Consider the following 21,788-nt stretch of genomic DNA (forward strand, 5'->3'; position numbering starts at 1 on the left):
TATGATAACAAATAATATATATAGGCGTAATTGGTTAAATTTGTGGCTGTGTTTAAGTATCAGCTTTTTTTCTGTATTGCCTGTATTTGCTAATGAGAAATTTAAGCAGGAAATTGATAGTTTGAATCGAATATTGGAAAGAGAATCAAAACCGCAGAATCGTATACCTATATTGAAGAGGCTTGCCGAGCTGAATGATTTTAAACCGGAACGTTTGCAATATCTGCTCCGGCAATATGATTTATCTGTACGAATAGATTCCAAAGCTGATATATATAATGCATTGGAGAATATATCGAATTATTATTATAATAGAATGGATCAGAGGGATAGCCTTTTGTTTTGGATTCGTAAGATTGATTCGGTTGCACACAGAAATAATGAATATCCCAAGGCTTTGTTTATTGCGAAAAGCTTTTCTTGTAAAGATCTTATTTGGAAAAAAGACTACGAAACAGCTATGGGAGAAGCTATGGAGCTATATCGTATAGCTAGTGAAAAGCAAAAAGAATATGGATTGATTTGTAGTTCCGAATGTCTGGGACTTATTTACAGAGCTGTTTCCCGTGATAGCGATGCTGTTGTTGCATATCAGGAAGGTATTGATTTACTGAATAATATGACTGAAAAACAATGTGAACAATTGCATTTTTCATTAAGTGACAAATTAGACATGCAATTACGTATGATTAGTTTGCAATTAGAATCTTGTTATCGGGTTCGCCTGTTTGAACAGGCAGAACAAATAGCGGATAAATATTTAGCCCTTATTAAAGAACAGGAAAAGTTGAATGAAGAGATCGGAGATACATATCCGGTTAAACGGGAATATGGGTTATATTATAGTTTGTGTGTGGACTTATATACGCGTGAAGGTAAAATTGACCGGGCTAAAGAAGCTTTGGATAGCGCAAATGTGTATGCCGGAAATATATTTACAGACGGCGATTATGCAGAATTGGTTTATTTGTTTTCGAAGGCATCTTATTATAAAGCGACAAAAGATCATGTATTAGCCCTTTATTATATAGACAAAATATTGGAAGTAGAACGTCTTCCTGATGAACTTCAATTGAAGGCTGATATCTTAAAAGAACAGGGAAAACTAAAGGAAGCCATGTTTTTGTATGATGAGATTTATAGTTATGACCAGGCAAAGAATACAGAAACTTTTTTGCGCCAGGTAAATCAGCTACGGACTTTGCATAAAATAAATGAGCGGGAGTCGCAGAGTCGCGAATTGGAGTACGCGAACAAGCGGATGAGCCATAAACAAGATCAACTGCTGTTGTCACTGTCTGTTATTATTATTTTGTTGGTGCTACTCTATGTGTTATATGTCTATATTCGTCGTGCCCAACGTCTTAAAAATGAATTGCTGCATGAAAAAAAATCATTGTTAAAGTCGGAAAACCGGTTAATTCAGGAGAGAAATAGTGCAGAAGAAGCCAGTCAGATGAAAAGTACTTTTGTGGCGAATATGAGTCATGAAATACGTACTCCGTTAAATGCAATTGTAGGATTTTCGGGTTTGTTGATAGATGGAGAATCGAGTTTTGAAGAAAAGGAAGAATATTCTAAGGTGATCAGGAATAATACGGACCTGTTATTGACATTGATTAATGATGTTTTGGATTTATCCCAGATGGAAACAGGAGATATGGCTTTTAAGATGAAACGTTATTCTTTGTTGGAATGTTGCAGGAAAGCACTTGATAGTATACGTTACCGTATACCTGAAGGTGTCCGGCTTACTTTTACTCCTGATCAAAATAGTGTTGTGGTATATACTGATGTTCTACGTTTGCAACAGTTGTTAACCAATTTATTGACTAATGCCGCAAAATTTACAACCGAAGGAGAAATAAACCTTTCATATAAACAAGAGGCGGACGGGCAGAATGTCCGAATTACTGTAACAGATACGGGGTGTGGTATTCCTTTAGATAAACAAGCTGCCGTATTTAAGCGGTTTGAAAAATTAGATGACTATAAACCAGGAACAGGCTTAGGGTTATCTATTTGCAGTATTATAGCTGAGCGGTTAGGTGGTTCTATTTTTATTGATTCGTCTTATACTGATGGCGCCCGGTTTGTTCTTATTCATCCCTGTGGAGGAACTTCCCCGGAACTGTAACATTTTTGTCTGTCATAGTTTTTTGCTGGTTTCGGAGTGAATTTTAAGAAGAAATTGTAACCGAATCAATTTGTTTGCGTCAAATAGATAAACAAATTATTTACTAAAATAGAGAAAGGTATGATGAACTTTATTACAACTCCGCTGATCGTTGGTATTGTGTTTGCCGGGATATATGGCTTGTCCGAATTGTTTTTACGCCGTAAGGAACGAATGGCCATTATTGAAAAATTAAGCGACAAACAGGGTATGTCTTCTTTAGAGGATAAATTGCATTTGTCGGCTTATTCTCCTTGTTTTTCATTCAGCAGCTTAAAGATAGGATGTCTACTCTCAGGTCTTGGGCTGGGAATGTTGGTAGGATTTATAATGAATACTTTATTCGTGTTAAATGGGACAGACGATTGGTACAGAAATGAAATGGCTGGTACTACTTATGGTGCTTCTGTTCTTCTTTTTGGCGGTATAGGATTAATAGTAGCCTTTGTTATAGAGTTGAAGATGGGAAAGAAATGATAAATGGAACAAAAAAGCCCGCAGATCATTGATCTGCGGGCTTTTTTGTTATAAATAAATTTCTCCGAAAAATTTTGGACAATGGAAATCGGGTTCCGGTAAATCAATCGGATTCCAACTTACAAAATGAGGGAATTGTGTGTTATCTGCACATTTGTAGAAGTTTCCCATGATCTTTTGTGGAAGATTATTTGGGTCTAGCCCCATTAAAGTAAAAGGAATAACAACAGTGAGTTCCCAGGCAAACACACCTTCTTTTTCCAGGAAAGGTTTAGTTCCTAAGGAAGAATAGGTTTTGATAGATGCATATTCTTCCTGGGATAATGAGCTTTTATTTTCTCTGGATTCGCGCCGGGCTGCATCACAAGTCCCAATGCAATTGAATTCAAAGTTCATATAGTTGGAATCTCCAGCCTTCTGCATAAAAAACTCTACACAACTATCCTGGTGGACAGGAGAATTGTTTATGCCGTATTCCGCTTTGAGACTATTGCCTTTTACAAAATAGCGGATATACAAATGTGTTTTGGAACGGGCTATGTCGAATGCGACAATTGGTTTGTATCCGTATTCTGATTTCCAGTTAAGCACGTCGACATATTCGCGTTGTGCATATTTTTCCAATACAGGATCAATGGAAGATGGTGATAATACATCCAGCATTTCCAAATAAGGTACTTTCAGACTTTTCATTTTAAATATAGATTTGGATTAATGGCACGTGGAAATAGGAAGTGAGTAATACGGATAATACGCCTATAATCGATAATACAATAATTATGGTACCTACTATTCTGTTTAACATCCATATACCTCTTACGTTAAACCATTTTCTTAGTTTTGCTACTATATACGTTATGCCGAACCACCATAATATGGCGCCTACTCCGATACAACCGATTCCTCCGGCCAACATCCATATGGAAGAGTCCGGTAAAACAAAACCGAAACGGGCAAACAAACCTATATATAATAATACGATTAAGACGTTACTAAAGGTGAGTAAGAAGGCTGTAATGAAATCCTGCGTAAACGATAATTTTTTCTCTCTTTGTTTCTTTATGTTCTTTACTGGGTTGCTTTGATATATATAATAGCCGAAAATGCCTAGAACAATACTTCCTATAATTTGTAACGGAGCTTGATTGGCTTCAACAAAGTTTACAACAACTCCCATTCCCAGACATGTGAAAGCCGCATATAATACATCTGAAAGGGCAGCTCCCAAACCTGTAATAAAACCATGCCATCGTCCTTTGTTTAGCGTTCTTTGTATGCAGAGCATACCTATCGGTCCCATTGGTGCCGATACTAATATGCCTATTATTAAACCTTTTGTTATCGTTCCGAGCATTCTGAATTAACGCTTTTCTCTTGAATTCCGACTACAAAGATACGTCCATTATACTGATAAAAAAAGGTAAAAACATAAAAAGGATTTATTGAAGATAATTTGGGTTATACTATAATGTGTGTGGAAGTAATAAAATCATCCCGATCTTTTTTTAAAATCATCGGGAACATTTTTTGTAATCATCCCGATCTTTTTCATAAGGTGTTGTTCTGTTTTTGTCAAAATGGAACAACTTTTTACAAAACCTGAAATCGCATATCGGTTAATTTATCGTACATTTGCCGCAAATTATATATGATGCGAAAAGTTCATTTGATCTCCGTAACCGAACCGATAATATTGGACTTAGCTTTAGCAATTCGTGAAAAAGGTTATGACGTGACAGTTTCCGGAACAGGAATATCAGACACTGCTTTTATAAAATTGAGTGAATCTGGTTGTGCCTGCTACGGAGACGGATGGTTTCCGGAGAGATTAACAAAAGATATTTATACTGTAGTACTGGGGGCTAATGTGGAACAGAATAATCCAGAACTGGTAAGAGCAAAAGAATTAGGGTTGCTTATTCAGTCGGTTCCGGAATTTATTTATCAGCGTACACGTTCTAAAACCCGGGTTGTGGTAGCTGGAAGTCGAGGGAAAAAAACAATTATTTCCATGATGGTAAGTGCCTTGAAGCAACAAAAGTTAGCTTTCGATTATGCTCTTACCAGTGAAGTTCCATTGCTTCCCAGCCGCGTGCATCTGAGTTATGAGTCGCGTATAGCATTGGTTGAGGGTGATGAACATGTTACTTCTGTCCTGGATCAACATGGCCAACTTGAATTTTATCGTCCTCATATAGCCGTATTGACCAATCTGTCATGGTCGGATAAGACCGGACATGCAACCTCTGAAGATTATTTGGGTACCTATCAGGCTTTTACTACCTCTATTGAAAGGGAAGGAAAACTAATCTATTACAGTGCAGATTCTGCAGTAACCCGGTTGGCAGAAGAAGTACGAACTGATATTACGGCTATTCCTTATGACAGCCATCAGGTAATAGAAAAAGACGGGCAGGTTTTTCTCAGTACGCGTTATGGAGATTTTCCCGTTTATATTCCGGATACATATTTTTTGATAAATCTGAATGCTGCACGCTTGGCTTGCCGGCAGTTAGGAGTTAAAGATACTGATTTTTATAAGGCATTATCCGAATATAGCTTATCTTTGCAGCTATGATTGTAGCCAGACAAAAAAGAAAAGAAAATATAGCCGAATATCTGCTTTATATGTGGCAGGTAGAAGATTTGATTCGTGCAAACAAGTTTGATATGGATTCAATTCGTCGTACGGTGATAGCCCATTATGACCAATCGGATGAAGTGAAGAAAGAAATAGAACAGTGGTATGAAGAATTGATCGAAATGATGCGTTCGGAAGGTGTTATGGAAAATGGGCATATCCAATTAAACAAAAATGTCATTATAGCACTTACTGATCTGCATTTACGGTTGTTGAAGTCTCCGAAAGAGATGGTTTATAATGGCGCTTATTATAAAACCCTTCCTTATATTGTACAATTGCGTGCAAAATCGGGTGGACAGGATTTACCGGAGATTGAAACTTGTTTTGCTGCTGTTTATGGTTATCTGCTTCTGAAGATGCAAGGAAAAGAAGTGGGTGCGGAAACGATGGAAGCTATAAAACAAATCAGTTCTTTTTTAGCTTTGCTTGCCGAAAAGTATCGTGAAGATATGAACGGAGAACTGAAACTAGAAGATTAAATTGTTATGAAGACTGTTTTAGTAACCGGTGCCAATGGTCAATTGGGTAATTCACTCCGTCAACTTTCTGGAAAATATCCCCGGTTTAATTTTTTATTCACGGATGTCGATACATTAGATCTCTGTAATAAAGAGGTTGTTTGTTCGTTTGTGCAGACTCATGCTGTCGATTATATTGTGAATTGTGCTGCTTATACGGCTGTTGATAAAGCTGAAGATGATATAGATTTATGTACCCGTATTAATCGGGATGCCGTACGTTATCTAGGTGAAGCTGCCAGTATTGTTGGTGCCCGTGTGATTCATATTTCTACGGATTATGTATTTGACGGAACAAATTTCCGTCCTTATATAGAAACAGACAGGACATGTCCGGTATCTGTTTACGGCCGTACCAAACTGGAGGGTGAAATAGCTTTACAGGAAGTTTGTACAGACGCAGTAATTATCCGTACAGCCTGGTTGTATTCGGAATATGGAAACAACTTTGTAAAGACAGTACTTTGCTTAGGTAAGGAGCGTGATGAATTACGTTTTATATTTGATCAGATCGGTTCGCCTACTTATGCCGGAGATTTGGCTATTGCCATATTAGAGGTCATAAAACAGGGAGAAGATGATGCGTATTGTCCCGGTATTTATCATTTTTCAGGAGAAGGTGTATGCAGTTGGTATGATTTTACAGTAAAAATTATACAATTGGCAGGTTTAACGCCCCGTGTAGTTCCTATAGAAACGAAAGATTATCCGGTACGTGCCCCACGCCCTCATTATAGCGTGTTGAATAAGCGGAAAATAAAAGAAACTTATGGCCTTATTATTCCACATTGGGAAGAAAGTTTACGGAATTGTTTAGAGCGGTTGTTTTTGTAAAATAGAAAAATTCCCTTTTTAGTAAGATTGAAAATAACAAAACGAATTTAAGATATAACAATGGGTCAATATTCAGAAGAAATAAAGAGAAGAAGAACATTTGCTATCATCAGCCACCCGGATGCTGGTAAGACTACGTTAACGGAGAAATTATTGCTTTTTGGAGGTGCCATACATGTTGCCGGTGCAGTTAAATCTAATAAGATTAAAAAAACAGCAACTTCCGATTGGATGGAAATAGAAAAACAACGTGGTATTTCTGTCGCGACTTCTGTAATGGCTTTCGATTATAATGATCATAAAATCAATATTCTGGATACCCCCGGGCACCAGGATTTCGCCGAAGATACATTTCGTACTCTAACGGCTGTAGACAGTGTTATTATTGTTATTGATATAGCAAAGGGTGTGGAAGCGCAGACACGCAAATTGATGGAAGTGTGCCGCATGCGTAAAACTCCGGTTATTGTTTTTGTAAATAAGATGGACCGTGACGGTAAAGACCCATTTGATTTGTTAGATGAAATAGAAGAAGAATTACACATAAATGTGCGTCCGCTGAGTTGGCCTATCGATATGGGACAACGCTTCAAAGGTGTTTATAATATCTATGAACAGAAACTGAACCTGTATACTCCGAGCAAGCAATATGTAACAGAGAACGTAGAGTTTAAAGATATAAATAGTCCGGAATTGGAGACTTATATAGATTCCATGCAAGCTGAAAAGCTACGTCAGGATATTGAATTGATAGAGGGTGTATACCCTGAATTTGATATAGATACCTATTTGCGTGGTGATATTGCTCCTGTATTTTTTGGTTCGGCACTGAATAATTTTGGTGTAAAGGAATTGCTGGATTGTTTTATAAATATTGCTCCTTTTCCTCGTCCTATACAAGCGGAGGAACGTGTGGTTGATCCGGAAGAAGAAAATTTTACGGGCTTTATTTTTAAAATACATGCTAATATGGACCCTAACCATCGTAGCTGTATTGCTTTTGTGAAAGTTTGTTCGGGCCGTTTCGAACGTAATGCCAATTATAAACATGTTCGTTTTGGTAAACAGATGCGTTTTAGTAGTCCGACAGCATTTATGGCACAAAAGAAAGAAGTAGTAGACGAAGCTTTTGCAGGTGATATTATCGGTTTGCCTGATACTGGAAATTTCAAGATAGGAGATACTTTGACATCCGGCGAAGAACTTCACTTTAAAGGCTTGCCTAGCTTTTCTCCTGAAATGTTTAAGTATATTGAAAATGCTGATCCGATGAAAGCCAAACAGCTTAATAAAGGTATTGAGCAATTGATGGATGAAGGAGTTGCGCAGTTATTTACAAATCAGTTTAACGGCCGTAAAATCATTGGAACAGTAGGACAACTTCAGTTTGAGGTTATCCAATATCGTCTGCTACACGAATACGGAGCCCAATGTAAATGGGAGCCGATCAGTTTATATAAGGCATGTTGGATTGAAAGTGATAACGCAGAAGCTTTAGAGAATTTTAAAAAGCGGAAATCTCAATATATGGCTTTGGATAAGGAGGGCCGAGATGTCTATCTTGCCGATTCAAATTATGTTCTTACAATGGCCCAGCATGATTTCCCGGATATTAAATTCCATTTTACATCTGAATTTTAAGGAAATATGAAATCTGTATTGTTTTGTCTGCTTTGGGGTAGTTTGTTTTTGCTGCAAATGTCTTGTCAACCTAAACAACAGTATTATACGTTGACAGGTCAGTTACATACCCCTTATACGGTTAAGTATGAATATAAGCAACCGTTAACGGACGAAATAAATGCAGAGTTTGAGCGTTTTTATCATTTGTTTAATGCATTTGATTCTACATCTGTTATTTCCCAAATAAACCGGAATACAAATATGTCTGTGGAAGATTCGCTTTTTGCCAAGCTATTTAATACGGCTATATATGTTTCCGAACAAACAGATGGTGCTTATGATATTACATGTGCTCCTATCATTAATTTGTGGGGGTTTGGATTTAGCAAAAAAGATAGTGTTACCCCTCAGCATATTGATAGTGTTAAAGCCTTTGTCGGTTATCAGAAAGTGCATTTGGTAAACGGGCAAATTCAAAAGGATGATCCCCGTTTATTGCTTAACGCATCTTCATTGGCTGATGGTACGGTATGTGACATGATTGCCCGGCTGTTTGAAAGTAAAGGTATCCAAAATTTTATGATCGATTTTGGGGGAGAAGTGGTTGCCAAAGGGATGAATCCCAAAGGAGAGTGCTGGCGTATAGGTATAACAAAGCCTATAGACGATGCTTCCGGTATGACGCAGGATTTACAGGATATTGTTTCTTTGTGTGGCCGCCACGGATTGGCGACCTCTGGTAATTACCGCAATTTTTATGTGAAAGATGGTAAGAAATATGCACATACTATTGACCCTCGTGAAGGATGTCCTGTACAACGGGATGTTTTGGGGGCAACTGTTATTGCACCGGAAGGTATGATTGCTGATGCTTGTGCTACGGCTATTATGGTGTTGGGCTCAAACGGAGCAAAGGCTTTGAAAATAAAAATTCCGGAAATAGAATATTATCTTATCTGTTCTGATTCTGTTGATACTGGCTATCGCGTTGAGTATTCCGAAGGATTTCAGCAGTATTTAATAGACCGTAAAGAATAGCTGGAAGGATATGCCCCTGCTTTTGGTTGATTTATTTACCAGATAAAATCTTAAAGGATTTTTTTTATTTCTTCCAAAGAATATACAGTGTATGTTGGAGTGAAATGCCCGGCAGGAAGACCTTCGGGGTTAAACCAGACTTGGTCTATCTTTGAATTGTAAGCTCCTATAATGTCAGCATCCCAGCTGTCTCCTATCATTAAACTTTCATTTCTGCGGGAGTTTGTATTACGCAGGGCAAAATCAAATATTTCTTTATGTGGCTTTTGTATATTGGCATCTTCAGACAATACCATACGCTCAAAGTAAGGAGCGAGGCCGGAATTATGTAGTTTCTTGAATTGTACTTCCCTGAATCCATTTGAAAGAATGAACATTCTGTAAGATGGACGGAGGTATTCCAGCAGTTCGATGGCTCCCGGAATTAGACGGGTTTTCTTTGTAGTCCGTTGCAAAAAATCATTATTTAATTCCATAATGGATTTGACATCTTCAATACCCATCGGACGGGTCATATAACGGAAGCGTTCGATAATAAGTGTTTGCCGGTTTATTTCTCCGGTACGATATTTAGCCCATAAATCTATATTGTTGGGCATATATATATCAAAGAAAGCCTCGAAGGAGGCATAATAACGCCCGAAATTGTAGGCATTATAAATCTCTTCGAGGCATTCTTTATTGTTGTGATACGTATCCCAAAGGGTATCGTCTAAGTCTATGAATAGATTTTTGTATTTCGTCATCCTACTTCAATTACCAGATATTTACCTAAACTCCAGAATGCTTTTGTATCTGTGATTTTAAGTGTCAGGTTGTTATCTTCGTCTTTTACAAATTCATAAGAACCTTCCGGATGATTGGATCTTAGTTTTGCTTTACTTGCAAATAAAGGTATTTCTTTTACTTCTCGGATATCGATAGAAATAAAATAATCCTTGTTAAAACCACTTTGCAATACTTTTGATTTTGCAAATAGGCCGCCGCCGGAAAGAATTTTCTGATCTTTCAATTCTTTGGATGTGCCGAAACAATAATAAGCGGTGTTGATTGTTTGATCTTGCGCATTTATTTTTTCGGATTGAGCAGCTGTTGTAGCTGCCAGAGTTTCCACATCTTCATTTAAAGATGAGACCATTTCGTCCAATTCCTGGATGCGGATATTTTTTTTAGCTAAATCTTCTTGTAAAGCAACAATCATTGTAGCTTTTTGATCAAGCTCGGAAGATAGGCGGTCTATAGTCTTTTTCAGTGCTGCCGATTGAATTCCGCTTTTCTTTAGTTTATCCTGCAATTGGTTAATCTGTTCTTTGTTCTTCTTCAAAGTTTCAGTGATTAACTCCATATTCTGCTTAATCTGTTCGCGTTTGCTCAGATTCATTTCACCACCTGTTTGTTGTTGGATGGTTAAATAATTTTCGGCATCACGTATTGATTGAAAGTCTGCTTCTACATCGTTTAATGTGTTCAGCATTTCATTAATTTCGTCAGTGTTGCGGGTATTCTCCAGTCTCAGAGAATCATTTTCAGCTTTCAGCTTCTTATAATCGGCTGAATTTTGTCCACAGGAGGCCAGCATGGCTGTGCAGATACATACTACTAATACTTTCTTCATGTCTTTTTGTTTGTTACGTTAAACATCCTTTTCTGTCTCTTTGTCCTTTTTATCTTTTAAGCCTGCTAATACAATAACAATTTCACCTCTCGGATCGTTCACACTAAAGTGCGCAACCACTTCTTGAAGCGTTCCTCTTACAGTTTCTTCATGTATTTTAGATATTTCACGAGAAACGGAAACTTGTCGGTCTGCTCCAAAAAATTCAGCTAGTTGTACTAATGTTTTTACTAACCTGAAAGGTGATTCATAGAAGATAATTGTGCGATACTCAGTCGACAATTCTTTGAGCCGGGTTTGCCTTCCTTTTTTCTGGGGAAGAAAACCTTCAAAACAGAATTTCTCATTCGGTAGTCCTGATGCAACTAATGCCGGAACGAATGCTGTTGCACCAGGGAGGCATTCAACTTCTACTCCTTGTTTTACACATTCTCTAACCAACATAAAACCGGGATCGGAGATAGCAGGAGTTCCTGCATCTGAAACAAGCGCTATATTTTCGCCTGCTTTAATTCTTGCTGCGATTTGTCCCACCGTTTTATGTTCATTAAATTTATGGTGAGACTGCATTCGGTTTTCTATTTCAAAGTGCTTTAATAGAATCCCGGTTGTACGAGTGTCTTCTGCTAAAATAAGATCAGCCTCTTTTAGCACCCGGATAGCCCGGAATGTCATATCTTCCAGGTTTCCGACAGGAGTTGGTACAACTGTTAACTTTGTCATAGGAACCGTTTTTCCAGAAGTTTCATGAAGTCCGTTACAGCTTCATCTTCTATATTCCATTTCAATTCATTATTCAGATAAGCAATCGAATCTTCATATGAATGAATGTCATTAAGATCGGAGATTGCTTTATTCATTTTGTTTTCATCTCCTCCGAACAATTCCCTGCGAAAGCGGAAACGATCATTTAAGCTGAAAGCTTTACGGAAATCGGATAAGTTTTTCTTTTCCAATAAATCGTTGAGGAACAAATTCGGGCGATCAGCTGTATTATTTGTCTCTTTGACCGGTTCTTCTACTTTTATGATTTGTTCTTTTACAACAGGAATTTCTTCAATAGCCTTTTCCAATGAAGGGGCATCCGGCATTGGTGTGGCTGTTTGTTTAGGGATAGACTGCAATAAAACTGCGTGTTCTTCCATTTGCTTGCGCAGCATTTCTATCTGAATTGCTTCGAGCGCATGAAGATCTTTGAGTATTTTATGTGTCAAATCAAATGTCTGGCTGAAAAAGGATACCGGATATATTTCGACATCCCTCATGCCGGCAACTTGCTTTTCTAATTCCTTGATGTCCAGTAACAGATAATCTATCTTTTCTTTGTTTGCCATACTTTTATGTATTCAAGCGGGAAGATAATCCGCTCTGTTATTCGCAAAAGTAAGTATTTCTTATTAATGTAACGTTGTATTGATGTAAAATATTGTTGTAAAGATACGTTGTTACTCAATAAATTCGTCTGGCAGGTTTACTAAATAGAGCCTATGGGTTGCTCGTGTAAAAGCAGTATAAAGCCAACGGTAGAAACTTTCTCCTAACATTTCTTCTGTGATGTAACCGATGTCAAGGAATACATTCATCCATTGTCCGCCTTGTGCTTTATGACAAGTTACAGCATAAGCGTATTTTACCTGGACGACGTTATAATATGGGTCTACTTTCATTTTTTTCATTTTCCCGGCTTTTGTAGGTATATCTTCATAGTCTTCGAGGATGGTGTAAAATAGCTTGTCGTTAAGCTCTTTAGGTAAAGCAGGGGAGTCTGTCTGGAGAGCGTCTAATAAAATTTTTATTTCCATCTCTAAGTCGTAATCCTGAAAACGGACTAATACGTCAGCAAATCTGAAACCATATAAATCTGTTGTATGGCGTACACGTAATACCTGAATAATTTCTCCATTGGCAATAAAGTCCATTTCTTTACATCCGGCAGTCCAATAATAATTATTTTTGGCTACCATTAGACGCTCACCGGAGGATAGTTCTTCTTCACGGTATAGAATGCGATTGCGTATGCCGTTGTTGTAAATAGTCGCCCGTTTGTTGGAGCGAGATATGATCATAGTCTCTTCAATACCATCTCTGTCATAAGCCGCTGAAATTTCTTCTATTAATTCATCTCCATTTATTTTTCTGAAGTCGGAAAAACTTTCCAGGTGCAGTTTTGGGAAATTTTCCACCGTGTTGTTTCTTAAAGCGTCTCTGAGGTTAGTCGCATTGAACAAGATACCTGAATTTTCACTTTGGCGGACTACTTGTGTGAGAGTTATTTCTTCTACTTGCAAGTTATATCCTTGAAGAATTTTTTTGTTGAGAGCCGGACTTTCAGATTGGCTTACGGGTGGTAACTGGGCAACATCGCCCATCAGTATTAAGCGGCAGTTTTCGCCTGAGTAAACATAGTGAACCAGGTCGTCTAACAGGCGTCCGGTGCCAAAAAAGAATGTATCTAATCCGTCATTGGAAATCATAGAAGCTTCATCTACTATAAACAGGGTGTCTTTGTGTAGATTAGTATCCGGAAGAAACCCAGTTGGTTCATTAGAAAATGCTTTTTGCCGATATATTTTTTTATGTATGGTGTAAGCTTTCTGTGCAGCATATCCGGAAAACACTTTTGCTGCCCGCCCGGTAGGTGCTAAAAGGATGGTTTTTTGTTTAAGTTCGTTTAAGGTTTTTACTAAGGAACCCACTAGTGAAGTCTTTCCGGTACCTGCATATCCTTTGAGAAGAAGAAGACCGTCCGGCTCTCTTGAAAATAAGAAGTTTGAGATGATTTTCAGGGCGGAAAGTTGGTCATCTGTGGGATTGTATGGGAAATTTTGTGTAATTTGGCAACTCAAATAACTATTTATCATTTTGGAAGTAATAATTTTTGCGATAAAGGTAGTGTATTAAATATTCTTTTTTAAATTTGCCGAACGAAATAAATTCAAAAAACAATACAAACCATGAAAGTTACATTAAAGATTTTATTAGCTGCTGCAGTTCTACTGCTAGTTTACATGTGTTATAGAAGTATTCAGGCACCAAGGGAATATGATGCAGAGAAAGAAATACGTGACAACGCTATCAAGACTCGCCTGATTGATATCCGTAAAGCTCAGATTGAATACAAAAATATTCACAAGGTACATGCCGCTAATTTTGATGAATTGGCTAAATTCTTGACAACAGAAAAACTGCCGTTCTTGGTAAAGGAAGGTGTTTTAACTGATGAACAGCTGGAAAAGGGTATGACTGAAAAGGAAGCTGTAAAGAAAGGTTTGATCAGACGTGATACTATGTGGGTGTTGGCTGTCGATACATTGTTGGGCGCAGGTTATGATGTTGCAGGTATGCGTTATGTTCCTGAAGTACCAGGTGAAAAAATAACATTTGATATGGATACTGCTACATTGAAGTCTGGTTCAGGTTATGAAATTAAAGTATTCCAGTGCCAGGTTAAGTTTGCAGACTATTTGTATGATTTGGATCCTCAGTTGACTTATAACTTGATTGAAAAAGCAGAAAAACAATCTAAGTTCCCTGGCTTGCGTGTAGGTTCTTTGGAAGAAATTAATAATAACGCAGGTAACTGGGAATAATCGAAAACTATATGACTATCAGTATTCCTGATACGTTAACTGGTAATTCGGAAAAATATATAGTGTCCATCCGGCTATGGTCGGGTGGACTTTCTTTTTCCGGTTATATCCCTTCGGAAGTAGGAAGCTTCTTTTACAGAGAAGCAGAATTTAGCCGGACAGTTTCATATATGTCTTCTTTGAAAGAATTTTTCTTTGAACATGATTTTCTGAATTGGATGTATAAACGGATTTACGTGGTTTGTGTATCTGCTCAGTATACGCTTGTTCCCGGAGATATTTTTGATGAAAAAAGAAAAAACGACTTTCTTTCTTTTAATTTTTCAACTCCGGAAAAGAAATGTTTGAATAATGCTTTGAAAGCAGATCGAATGGAAGTTGTATTTGGCTTGGATGAAGAAGCATATGAGTTTTGTTCCCGTTCGCTGTTGAATCCTTGTTTTGTCCATTATATGACTCCATTAATATCTTTATGGAGTAAACAAAGCCGGACAAGTCTTTCGAAGCGGATGTATGTGGTATTGCATGATGGTATGATAGATATTGCCTGTTTTACCCAAGGCAATTTGCTTTTTGTAAACTCTTTTGAGGTAACAGTTCCTGATGATATGTTATATTACATATTAAATGTATGGAGAGAGGTTGGCATGAATCAGGTGAAAGATATTCTCTATCTGGCGGGAAATTCCATGTTGCGTAATACTATAATGAGTACGTTGCATACATATTTGCAGCAGATTCATTTAATGGAGATTCCTTCGGAGGCTTATTTGCTGGGAGTTGAGATTGGCCAGGCCCCTATGGATTTAATTTCTTTATCGATATGCGAATTATAAGTGGTAAATATGGTCGTCGGCGTTTTGACGTACCTTCTTCTTTTAGTGCACGTCCAACAACAGATTTTGCAAAGGAGAATTTGTTTAATGTAGTTTCTAATCTCATTGATTTTGAAGGATTAGATGCGTTGGACTTATTTGCCGGTACGGGTAGTATTTCTTTTGAATTATTATCCCGCGAATGTCGTCGTGTTGTTGCTGTAGAGAAAAATAATGCACATGCATCTTTTATAGCAAAAGTTGTCAAGGAGCTAAAGACAGATGATCTGACACTGATCAGAGGGGATGTATTTCGGTATCTTCATTCGGCTCCGGCGCAAAGTTTTGATTTTATTTTTGCCGATCCTCCTTATGCATTAAAGGAATTACCTCAGGTTCCTGAATTAATATTTAAACGTGATTTATTACGCGAAGGAGGCATTTTTGTCATGGAGCATCCAAAGGCAAATGATTTTTCTTCTCTTCCTTATTTTAATCAACACAGAGTTTATGGTTCTGTAAACTTCTCTATTTTTGTTAAAGAGGAACGGATTATAGAAGAGGGGAAAACAGACGCATAAAAGATTCTGCTATCCTTTGTTTCCATGGACGTTTTAGCCATTTGGAAGGTACGAGACGCTCACAATTTTGCATGTCGTGCATAAACACTTTTTTCATTTGCAAAGTGAACTCCCTTTGATATATGAATGCGTTAATTTCAAAATTGTGTTCAAAACTGCGGAAGTCCATATTTGCAGAACCGATACATGCAATGGTATCATCACTTATTACCAGTTTGGAATGTAGGAATCCCGGCTTGTAGAAGTATACTTTTACTCCGGCTTTTACCATCTCGTCAATAAAAGAATGAGTTGCCATGTTTGCTGTGCGGGTGTCTGAACGTTTAGGTAACATCAGCCGTACGTTAACACCTCCTAAGGCTGCTGTTTGCAGTGCTTGATTCAATCCTTCAGTCGGTAAGAAATAAGGGGTTTGTATAAAGATGTATTTCTTTGCGTTTGCTATAACAAAGATGGCTGCCTGTAGCAATGTTCTCCATTGCCCTACAGGTCCACTAGTTGCTATCTGCATGATGTTATCGCTATAAATCTGTGCTGGAGGATAGTATATTTTGTCATTCAGCAGCTTTTTACTTACAACATACCAGTCAATAAGAAAAGCGGATTGAAGGCCATGGACGCCTTTTCCTATAATTTTAAAATGTGTATCTCGCCATGTTCCCCAAGATGTGCCTTTGTCATAACGGTCGGCAATGTTCATACCACCCATAAAGCCTATTCTGCCGTCAATTACTACTATTTTACGATGGTTACGGTAATTTACTTTGCTGGTTAGAATAGGAAATGCCACTTTAAGAAAAGCATATACTTCAATTCCGGCATCTTGCATTTCTTTGAAAAAGCGGTTTTTCACATTCCAACAACCTACATCATCGTACAGTACACGTACTTTTACACCTTCACGGGCTTTCTTGATCAAAGCTTTCTGTACTTTATAGCCTGTTTCGTCATCACAAAAAATATAGTATTGCAAGTGAATGTGATGAGTGGCATTATTTATTTCTTTTAGTAAATCCTGTAATTTATCAGTGCCATTAGTATAGATTGTTATATCACTTCCGTATAAAAGTGATGATTGGCTACTGTTGCTTAGCAACGTCGATAGCGGCTGATAAGCTTCAGGCACGATGCACATATCCTGAGGTAGCTTACCTTCTTGAGGCCGCCTCATAATACGTTTGTAGGTTCTTCTCGAAATAATACGTTGTTTGCGATTGTCCTGTCCGAAAAAGAAATAAAAGAGCAATCCGATACCGGGAGCTAATAACAATACAATTACCCATGGGATTGTTTTTAGCGGATTTCTGTTTTCAGTCAGAATAACCAATATTAATCCTACGATAGTTACACAATATAATATAATGAAAATAGTGCCTACTATAAACTGTATATATATAGCCGATAACATTCCTCTTTGTTTATACTACAAACGACTAAGATATAGAAGAAGGACGAAAAAAACAAACGGACTACGTGAAAATATCTGTGTGGAAACTTATACCTTAACGAATTGCTATTTTGCGTACAGTTTCCCCGATACGGATAATATAATATCCTTTGGCAATGTTTACTGTGTAATCTCCGGACGGTTGTTTTAATTCTATTTCTGCTACTTTGATTCCGACTACGCTATAGATTTCGAGGATACTGCCTATAGGTGCATTTTCTACATGAATGCGATTTTCAGATACAGATATTTCTATTGGTTTAAGATTGTTTTGGTCTATGGCAAAGGTTTCACTCTTCAACTTCGAAGCGTATGCTGGAATTGAAGAACCTACCTGTAAAGTCAGGGCTAACAGTATTGTAATAAAGACTTTCATATTCAAAACCCTAATTTCGCACAAATGTATGAAGAAATCTGTAAACGAAGAAAGAAAAGACCGGTTTATTTAGCGCCATATCTAACTTGTCTGTAGCCTGTGAAACAATGGACTATGGAAGCTATGACAATGAAATAACCATGCCTTCGTTGGCTAAGGTTGTATCCGTATATATTTCATCGGCTTCCTGTTTGAGTTGGCTCAGGTTTTCATAGCGTGCAGAGTAATGGCCTATAACTAGTTGCTTTACTTGGGCTCGTTTGGCTATTTCGGCTGCTTGTTTTGCTGTAGAATGAAATGTCTCTTTCGCTCGTGCTGCATCACATTCTGCAAAAGTGGCTTCATGATAAAGTAAATCTACTCCTTCAATATATGGGATGATATTCGGATAAAATGCTGTGTCGGAACAATAGGCATATCGTTTTGCAGGTTTTGCCGGATGTGTGAGACGTGCATTTGGAATTATCTCTCCTTCTTCCGTTATAAAATCTGCTCCTCTTTTTATTTCTTGCATCATTCGGACGGGAACTTGGTAAAAATCGGTCATTTCCCTGAGAATATGAGCTTCTTTTTGTTTTTCTACGAACAAATATCCGCAGCAAGGTATACGATGTTTTAAAGGGATCGAATACACACTTAGAGAGCGATCTTCCATTATAAGCGAATGTTGATATGTATCCACCGTATTGATTCGTATTTCGTAGGGTAAACCTTTGCTGAAGATTGTCAATACGGGACGTAAATAATTTTCCAGTTCTTTAGGGCCATGAATCACGAGTTCTCCGGTCCGGCCAAGCATCCCCAAAGTAGATAACAGGCCGGGCAAACCAAAACAATGATCACCATGCAGGTGGGAAATAAATATATGATTCAGCCTGCTGAACTTTATTCGCATGTGGCGCATTTGTACTTGGGTACCTTCTCCGCAATCGACCATATATAATTTATCTCGTAAATCTATGATTTGTGAAGTCGCTAAATGACGGGTAGTGGGAAGTGCGGAGCCACATCCTAATATATTTATATCAAATTCAGCCATAAAGGGTTTATTGGGATAATTCAATGCAAAGATAATACAAAAGCCTCTCCTTACTGTGAAAAATAACAAAAAAAAGCCTTCCGATGCAGGCTGGGTAAACGGGATTATATATATTTGTTTGCTGTCCTTTCAGGAAGCAATTGCAGTCTGTAAATAAGACTTATGATATATTTCTAAGCCTTAACTAACTTTTTCTTTTTGTTTAAAACGGTTAAATGCAGAAACGGCCAAGCGTGAGCTTCGCCGTTTCCTTTTTTTAATAGGTATGTCCTTTGTCATCGCTCATCTCTTTACTGTTTATCTTGTGCAGGTCAAGTGCTCTCCAGGCATAGAATATATATGCCAGAACAAATGGTACGATAATAGATACGTAGCTCATTACCTTTAATGTGAACAGGCTGGATGAACTGTTTTGTATGGTCAGCGAACTTTGCAAATCGGCAATGGACGGATAATATGCCGTATTGTTCCAACCGGCGCAAAGCAGTAGTGCCAATACCGTTAGAACTGTCCCGGTTCCGGTAAACCAGATCCCTTTTCTCCATTCTGCAGACAATAGAGTTTTTCCTATTCCAAATAGAACACTTATTACACCTATAACTAATACCGTTAATACTGCCGGCATCTCAATCAGGTTTATAAAGTATTTATAAGGCTGCATAAATACTTCTCCGGTTTCGGGGTTAACGGCAAAACCTTTTGTGAACATTAGATGAACCACAAATAGAAGGAAGAAAACCAGAAAAAGGATTGTTTCAGGAATAAGTTGTTTGCGGCTTCTGTTTATAACTTCGGTATCATCGATATTATTGATGAAATAAAGTAAAGCCAGTGCACGGGCAAGGAAAAATACGGCCAGCCCTAAGCAAAGATTCCAGAATACAATGGCGGCTTCCAGTCCATGCCAGGGATTTGCCCATGTGGATATTACCGGCATTGTTATGTCGGTCAGTTGTCCTTTGTTTACCACAAATTCGGCGCCGTTAAAGAAGGTGGCTACAGCTGTTCCCAGTAAAATAGGACCTGCTATACCATTAATCATCAGAAATATCTGATAGGTTTTCTTTCCCAACAGATTCCCTTTCTTAGCTTGATACTCGTAAGAAACAGCTTGAATTACGAAACAGAGTAAGATAAGCATCCATACCCAATATGCTCCTCCGAAGCTGGTAGAATAGAAAAGAGGAAAAGAGGCAAAAAAGGCACCTCCAAAAGTAACCAGTGTTGTAAATGTGAACTCCCATTTACGCCCGGTTGAGTTTAACAGCATTTTTTGTTGCAATTCGGTTTTCCCTATTGTGTATAGCAAAGACTGTCCGCCCTGAACGAAAAGCAGGAAAACAAGCAGTGCTCCAAGTAAAGATACAAGGAACCACCAGTAATGTTGTAATAATATATATGTATTATCCATATGCTAATAATTATAAGTTGTGAATAACAAATTGTCCGTTATTAATGTCCATTTGATTGTGGCCCTTTTTTGACAGCTTTCACCATGATGCCTATTTCTGCAATCAATAAGATTGTAAAAAGGATGAGGAATAAATAGAATGTGGTCTGCACTGAGGATGGATTCAACTTGGATATTGAGGCCGAAGTCGGCAGTATGTCTTGTATGGCCCAGGGCTGACGTCCTACCTCTGCAACAACCCATCCGGCTTGTCCTGCAATATAAGCCAGTGGGACCGACCACAGGCAAACGTATTGCAACCAACGGGCTTCTGCAAATTTGTTTTTCTTACCATAGATTAAAGCGATGAGAAATAATAAAATGAAATATCCTCCTAATAATACCATAATGCGGAAAGAATAGAAGGTAAGTCCGACATGTGGAATAAGCTCTGCCGGATCTTTAATGTAACCATATCCGAAGTATGCAAAATTGTCGTTCAATATAGTACGGCTTTGTTCGGCCAGTGTTTCGTTTTTGTCTTTTTTAGCTTGACGGTAATCGGCTAACGCTTTGATTGCAAGTCTGCCCTTTGCTATTTTTTCTTGGGCGGAAAGGGCTGGCGTTCCATTATGTGTTGTGTAGCCTCCTTCAATCAGATTGACAATTCCCGGGACATACGCATCTGCTTTGCGTTCAGCAAGGACAGACAGAAGCTTAGGAACTTGGATTCGGAAGATGAATGGGTTAACATTGTCCTGGTAACTTGTCTTTTGCGGATTTAGAATCCCGATAGCTACCAACCCTTGCCCGTTGCTTCCTTCATATAGTCCTTCCATAGCGGCTAATTTCATTGGCTGCTTTTGGGCTACCTGATAAGCGGAACCATCACCTGTCCATATAATTAAGATAGATGCAACTAAACCGAAGATAGCTCCGATTTTGATACTCGACAGGGCAAATTCTACTTCTCTTTTCTTTAATAAATACCAACTGCTGATACCAACGACAAACAATGCCCCGACAATCCAACCGGAAAGCACGGTGTGGAAAAATTTATTGATAGCGACAGGAGATAGGGCTACATCCCAGAAATTAAACATTTCATTACGAACAGTGTCCGGATTGAATTGCATACCTGTAGGATACTGCATCCATGCATTTGCGATCAGAATCCATAAGGCAGAGAGTGTTGCACCTACAATTGTAAGCCATGTGGATGCAAGGTGGAAACGCTTGCTCACTTTGTTCCAACCAAAGAACATGACGGCAATAAAAGTGGCTTCCATAAAAAAAGCCAGAATACCTTCGATGGCAAGAGGCGCACCAAAGATATCTCCTACAAACCAGCTATAGTTAGACCAGTTGGTTCCGAACTCAAATTCAAGTATCAGGCCGGTTGCTACCCCTATGGCAAAATTAATACCGAAAAGTTTCATCCAGAACTGGGCCGTTGTTTTCCAGAACTCTTTTCCCGTCCGGACGTAAATAGTTTCCATAATGGCCTGTATAACACCCAACCCCAATGTCAGGGGGACGAATAACCAGTGATACATGGCCGTAAGGGCAAACTGTGCTCTCGACCAATCAATCAAAGAAGTGTCAATGCTTTCAATCATATTATT

Annotated in this window: 22 protein-coding genes; 10 read left to right on the top strand and 12 right to left on the bottom strand. The window is 38.2% G+C overall.

Annotation, left to right across the window (positions count from 1 at the left end; all coding sequences use genetic code 11):
• The first annotated feature begins 1 nt into the window (after nucleotide 1).
• Both ACYIB7_RS01710 and ACYIB7_RS01715 read left to right on the top strand, forming a co-directional pair.
• A complete protein-coding gene (locus ACYIB7_RS01710; protein ID WP_480337932.1) occupies nucleotides 2-2,137 on the top strand; it encodes a sensor histidine kinase in 2,136 nt (711 codons plus the stop codon).
• Nucleotides 2,138-2,257: 120 nt separating this feature from the next.
• Entirely contained in the window at nucleotides 2,258-2,653 is a 396-nt protein-coding gene (locus tag ACYIB7_RS01715; protein WP_480337934.1) for a DUF6249 domain-containing protein, read from the top strand.
• Between the two features lie 48 nt (nucleotides 2,654-2,701).
• Here ACYIB7_RS01715 and ACYIB7_RS01720 read toward each other — a convergent pair whose 3' ends face one another.
• The gene (locus tag ACYIB7_RS01720; RefSeq protein WP_480337936.1) at nucleotides 2,702-3,346 is read right to left on the bottom strand and encodes a carbohydrate-binding family 9-like protein; all 645 of its coding nucleotides are present in this window, start codon (nucleotides 3,344-3,346) and stop codon (nucleotides 2,702-2,704) included.
• 1 nt (nucleotide 3,347) lies between these two features.
• Nucleotides 3,348-4,007 carry a LysE family translocator gene (locus ACYIB7_RS01725; RefSeq protein ID WP_099463670.1) on the bottom strand — a complete coding sequence of 220 codons (660 nt, stop codon included), beginning with the start codon at nucleotides 4,005-4,007 and terminating at the stop codon, nucleotides 3,348-3,350.
• A gap of 297 nt (nucleotides 4,008-4,304) precedes the next feature.
• Here ACYIB7_RS01725 and ACYIB7_RS01730 point away from each other — a divergent pair, with 297 nt between their 5' ends.
• Genes ACYIB7_RS01730 through ACYIB7_RS01750 form a run of 5 tightly spaced genes read left to right on the top strand, consistent with a single transcriptional unit; the run spans nucleotide 4,305 to nucleotide 9,310 of the window.
• Nucleotides 4,305-5,231, top strand: a complete 927-nt coding sequence (locus ACYIB7_RS01730) for a Mur ligase family protein (RefSeq protein ID WP_103983412.1) — start codon at nucleotides 4,305-4,307, stop codon at nucleotides 5,229-5,231.
• On the top strand, nucleotides 5,228-5,776 hold the full coding sequence (locus ACYIB7_RS01735; RefSeq protein ID WP_099463669.1) for a DUF4924 family protein: 549 nt from the start codon (nucleotides 5,228-5,230) through the stop codon (nucleotides 5,774-5,776). The genes ACYIB7_RS01730 and ACYIB7_RS01735 overlap by 4 nt, the downstream gene beginning before the upstream one ends.
• Before the next feature lie 6 nt (nucleotides 5,777-5,782).
• Nucleotides 5,783-6,649 carry a dTDP-4-dehydrorhamnose reductase gene (gene rfbD / locus ACYIB7_RS01740; protein WP_480337937.1) on the top strand — a complete coding sequence of 289 codons (867 nt, stop codon included), beginning with the start codon at nucleotides 5,783-5,785 and terminating at the stop codon, nucleotides 6,647-6,649.
• A gap of 60 nt (nucleotides 6,650-6,709) precedes the next feature.
• Nucleotides 6,710-8,290 (top strand): peptide chain release factor 3, encoded by a 1,581-nt coding sequence (locus ACYIB7_RS01745; protein ID WP_099463667.1) that lies wholly within the window; start codon nucleotides 6,710-6,712, stop codon nucleotides 8,288-8,290.
• A 6-nt stretch (nucleotides 8,291-8,296) separates the two neighbouring features.
• Complete coding sequence (locus tag ACYIB7_RS01750; RefSeq protein WP_480337939.1) at nucleotides 8,297-9,310, top strand: FAD:protein FMN transferase; 1,014 nt, start codon at nucleotides 8,297-8,299, stop codon at nucleotides 9,308-9,310.
• Nucleotides 9,311-9,360: 50 nt separating this feature from the next.
• Here ACYIB7_RS01750 and ACYIB7_RS01755 read toward each other — a convergent pair whose 3' ends face one another.
• From ACYIB7_RS01755 to ACYIB7_RS01775, 5 genes are all read right to left on the bottom strand, one after another.
• Complete coding sequence (locus tag ACYIB7_RS01755; RefSeq protein WP_103983409.1) at nucleotides 9,361-10,056, bottom strand: YjjG family noncanonical pyrimidine nucleotidase; 696 nt, start codon at nucleotides 10,054-10,056, stop codon at nucleotides 9,361-9,363.
• Nucleotides 10,053-10,925: a Cbp1 family collagen-binding glycoprotein adhesin gene (locus tag ACYIB7_RS01760; RefSeq protein WP_103983408.1), complete on the bottom strand. Its 873-nt coding sequence runs from the start codon at nucleotides 10,923-10,925 to the stop codon at nucleotides 10,053-10,055. The genes ACYIB7_RS01755 and ACYIB7_RS01760 overlap by 4 nt, the downstream gene beginning before the upstream one ends.
• An 18-nt stretch (nucleotides 10,926-10,943) precedes the next feature.
• A complete protein-coding gene (rsmI, locus tag ACYIB7_RS01765) occupies nucleotides 10,944-11,648 on the bottom strand; it encodes a 16S rRNA (cytidine(1402)-2'-O)-methyltransferase (protein WP_480337941.1) in 705 nt (234 codons plus the stop codon).
• Nucleotides 11,645-12,259 (bottom strand): hypothetical protein, encoded by a 615-nt coding sequence (locus tag ACYIB7_RS01770; RefSeq protein WP_103983406.1) that lies wholly within the window; start codon nucleotides 12,257-12,259, stop codon nucleotides 11,645-11,647. The genes rsmI and ACYIB7_RS01770 overlap by 4 nt, the downstream gene beginning before the upstream one ends.
• Nucleotides 12,260-12,370: 111 nt before the next feature.
• Entirely contained in the window at nucleotides 12,371-13,786 is a 1,416-nt protein-coding gene (locus ACYIB7_RS01775; protein ID WP_480337943.1) for an ATP-dependent DNA helicase, read from the bottom strand.
• Nucleotides 13,787-13,879: 93 nt separating this feature from the next.
• On the opposite strand from ACYIB7_RS01775, the gene ACYIB7_RS01780 reads away from it, so the two are divergent.
• Genes ACYIB7_RS01780 through rsmD form a run of 3 tightly spaced genes read left to right on the top strand, consistent with a single transcriptional unit; the run spans nucleotide 13,880 to nucleotide 15,911 of the window.
• Nucleotides 13,880-14,515 carry a hypothetical protein gene (locus ACYIB7_RS01780; protein WP_099463660.1) on the top strand — a complete coding sequence of 212 codons (636 nt, stop codon included), beginning with the start codon at nucleotides 13,880-13,882 and terminating at the stop codon, nucleotides 14,513-14,515.
• Between the two features lie 11 nt (nucleotides 14,516-14,526).
• Nucleotides 14,527-15,351: a DUF3822 family protein gene (locus ACYIB7_RS01785; protein ID WP_480337944.1), complete on the top strand. Its 825-nt coding sequence runs from the start codon at nucleotides 14,527-14,529 to the stop codon at nucleotides 15,349-15,351.
• Nucleotides 15,339-15,911, top strand: a complete 573-nt coding sequence (rsmD, locus tag ACYIB7_RS01790; RefSeq protein WP_103983403.1) for a 16S rRNA (guanine(966)-N(2))-methyltransferase RsmD — start codon at nucleotides 15,339-15,341, stop codon at nucleotides 15,909-15,911. The genes ACYIB7_RS01785 and rsmD overlap by 13 nt, the downstream gene beginning before the upstream one ends.
• Here the strand turns inward: rsmD and cls are convergent.
• From cls to ACYIB7_RS01815, 5 genes are all read right to left on the bottom strand, one after another.
• Nucleotides 15,883-17,319: a cardiolipin synthase gene (gene cls / locus ACYIB7_RS01795; protein ID WP_480337945.1), complete on the bottom strand. Its 1,437-nt coding sequence runs from the start codon at nucleotides 17,317-17,319 to the stop codon at nucleotides 15,883-15,885. The two genes, rsmD and cls, sit on opposite strands and share 29 nt — an antisense overlap.
• A 94-nt stretch (nucleotides 17,320-17,413) precedes the next feature.
• The gene (locus ACYIB7_RS01800) at nucleotides 17,414-17,734 is read right to left on the bottom strand and encodes a hypothetical protein (protein ID WP_103983401.1); all 321 of its coding nucleotides are present in this window, start codon (nucleotides 17,732-17,734) and stop codon (nucleotides 17,414-17,416) included.
• 121 nt (nucleotides 17,735-17,855) lie between these two features.
• Nucleotides 17,856-18,773 carry a ribonuclease Z gene (locus ACYIB7_RS01805; RefSeq protein WP_480337946.1) on the bottom strand — a complete coding sequence of 306 codons (918 nt, stop codon included), beginning with the start codon at nucleotides 18,771-18,773 and terminating at the stop codon, nucleotides 17,856-17,858.
• 256 nt (nucleotides 18,774-19,029) lie between these two features.
• Entirely contained in the window at nucleotides 19,030-20,184 is a 1,155-nt protein-coding gene (locus ACYIB7_RS01810; RefSeq protein ID WP_103983399.1) for a cytochrome d ubiquinol oxidase subunit II, read from the bottom strand.
• A gap of 41 nt (nucleotides 20,185-20,225) precedes the next feature.
• The gene (locus ACYIB7_RS01815; protein WP_103983398.1) at nucleotides 20,226-21,782 is read right to left on the bottom strand and encodes a cytochrome ubiquinol oxidase subunit I; all 1,557 of its coding nucleotides are present in this window, start codon (nucleotides 21,780-21,782) and stop codon (nucleotides 20,226-20,228) included.
• Nucleotides 21,783-21,788: the final 6 nt, after the last annotated feature.

The sequence above is a fragment of the Parabacteroides sp. KHUB-03 genome (assembly GCF_056640975.1).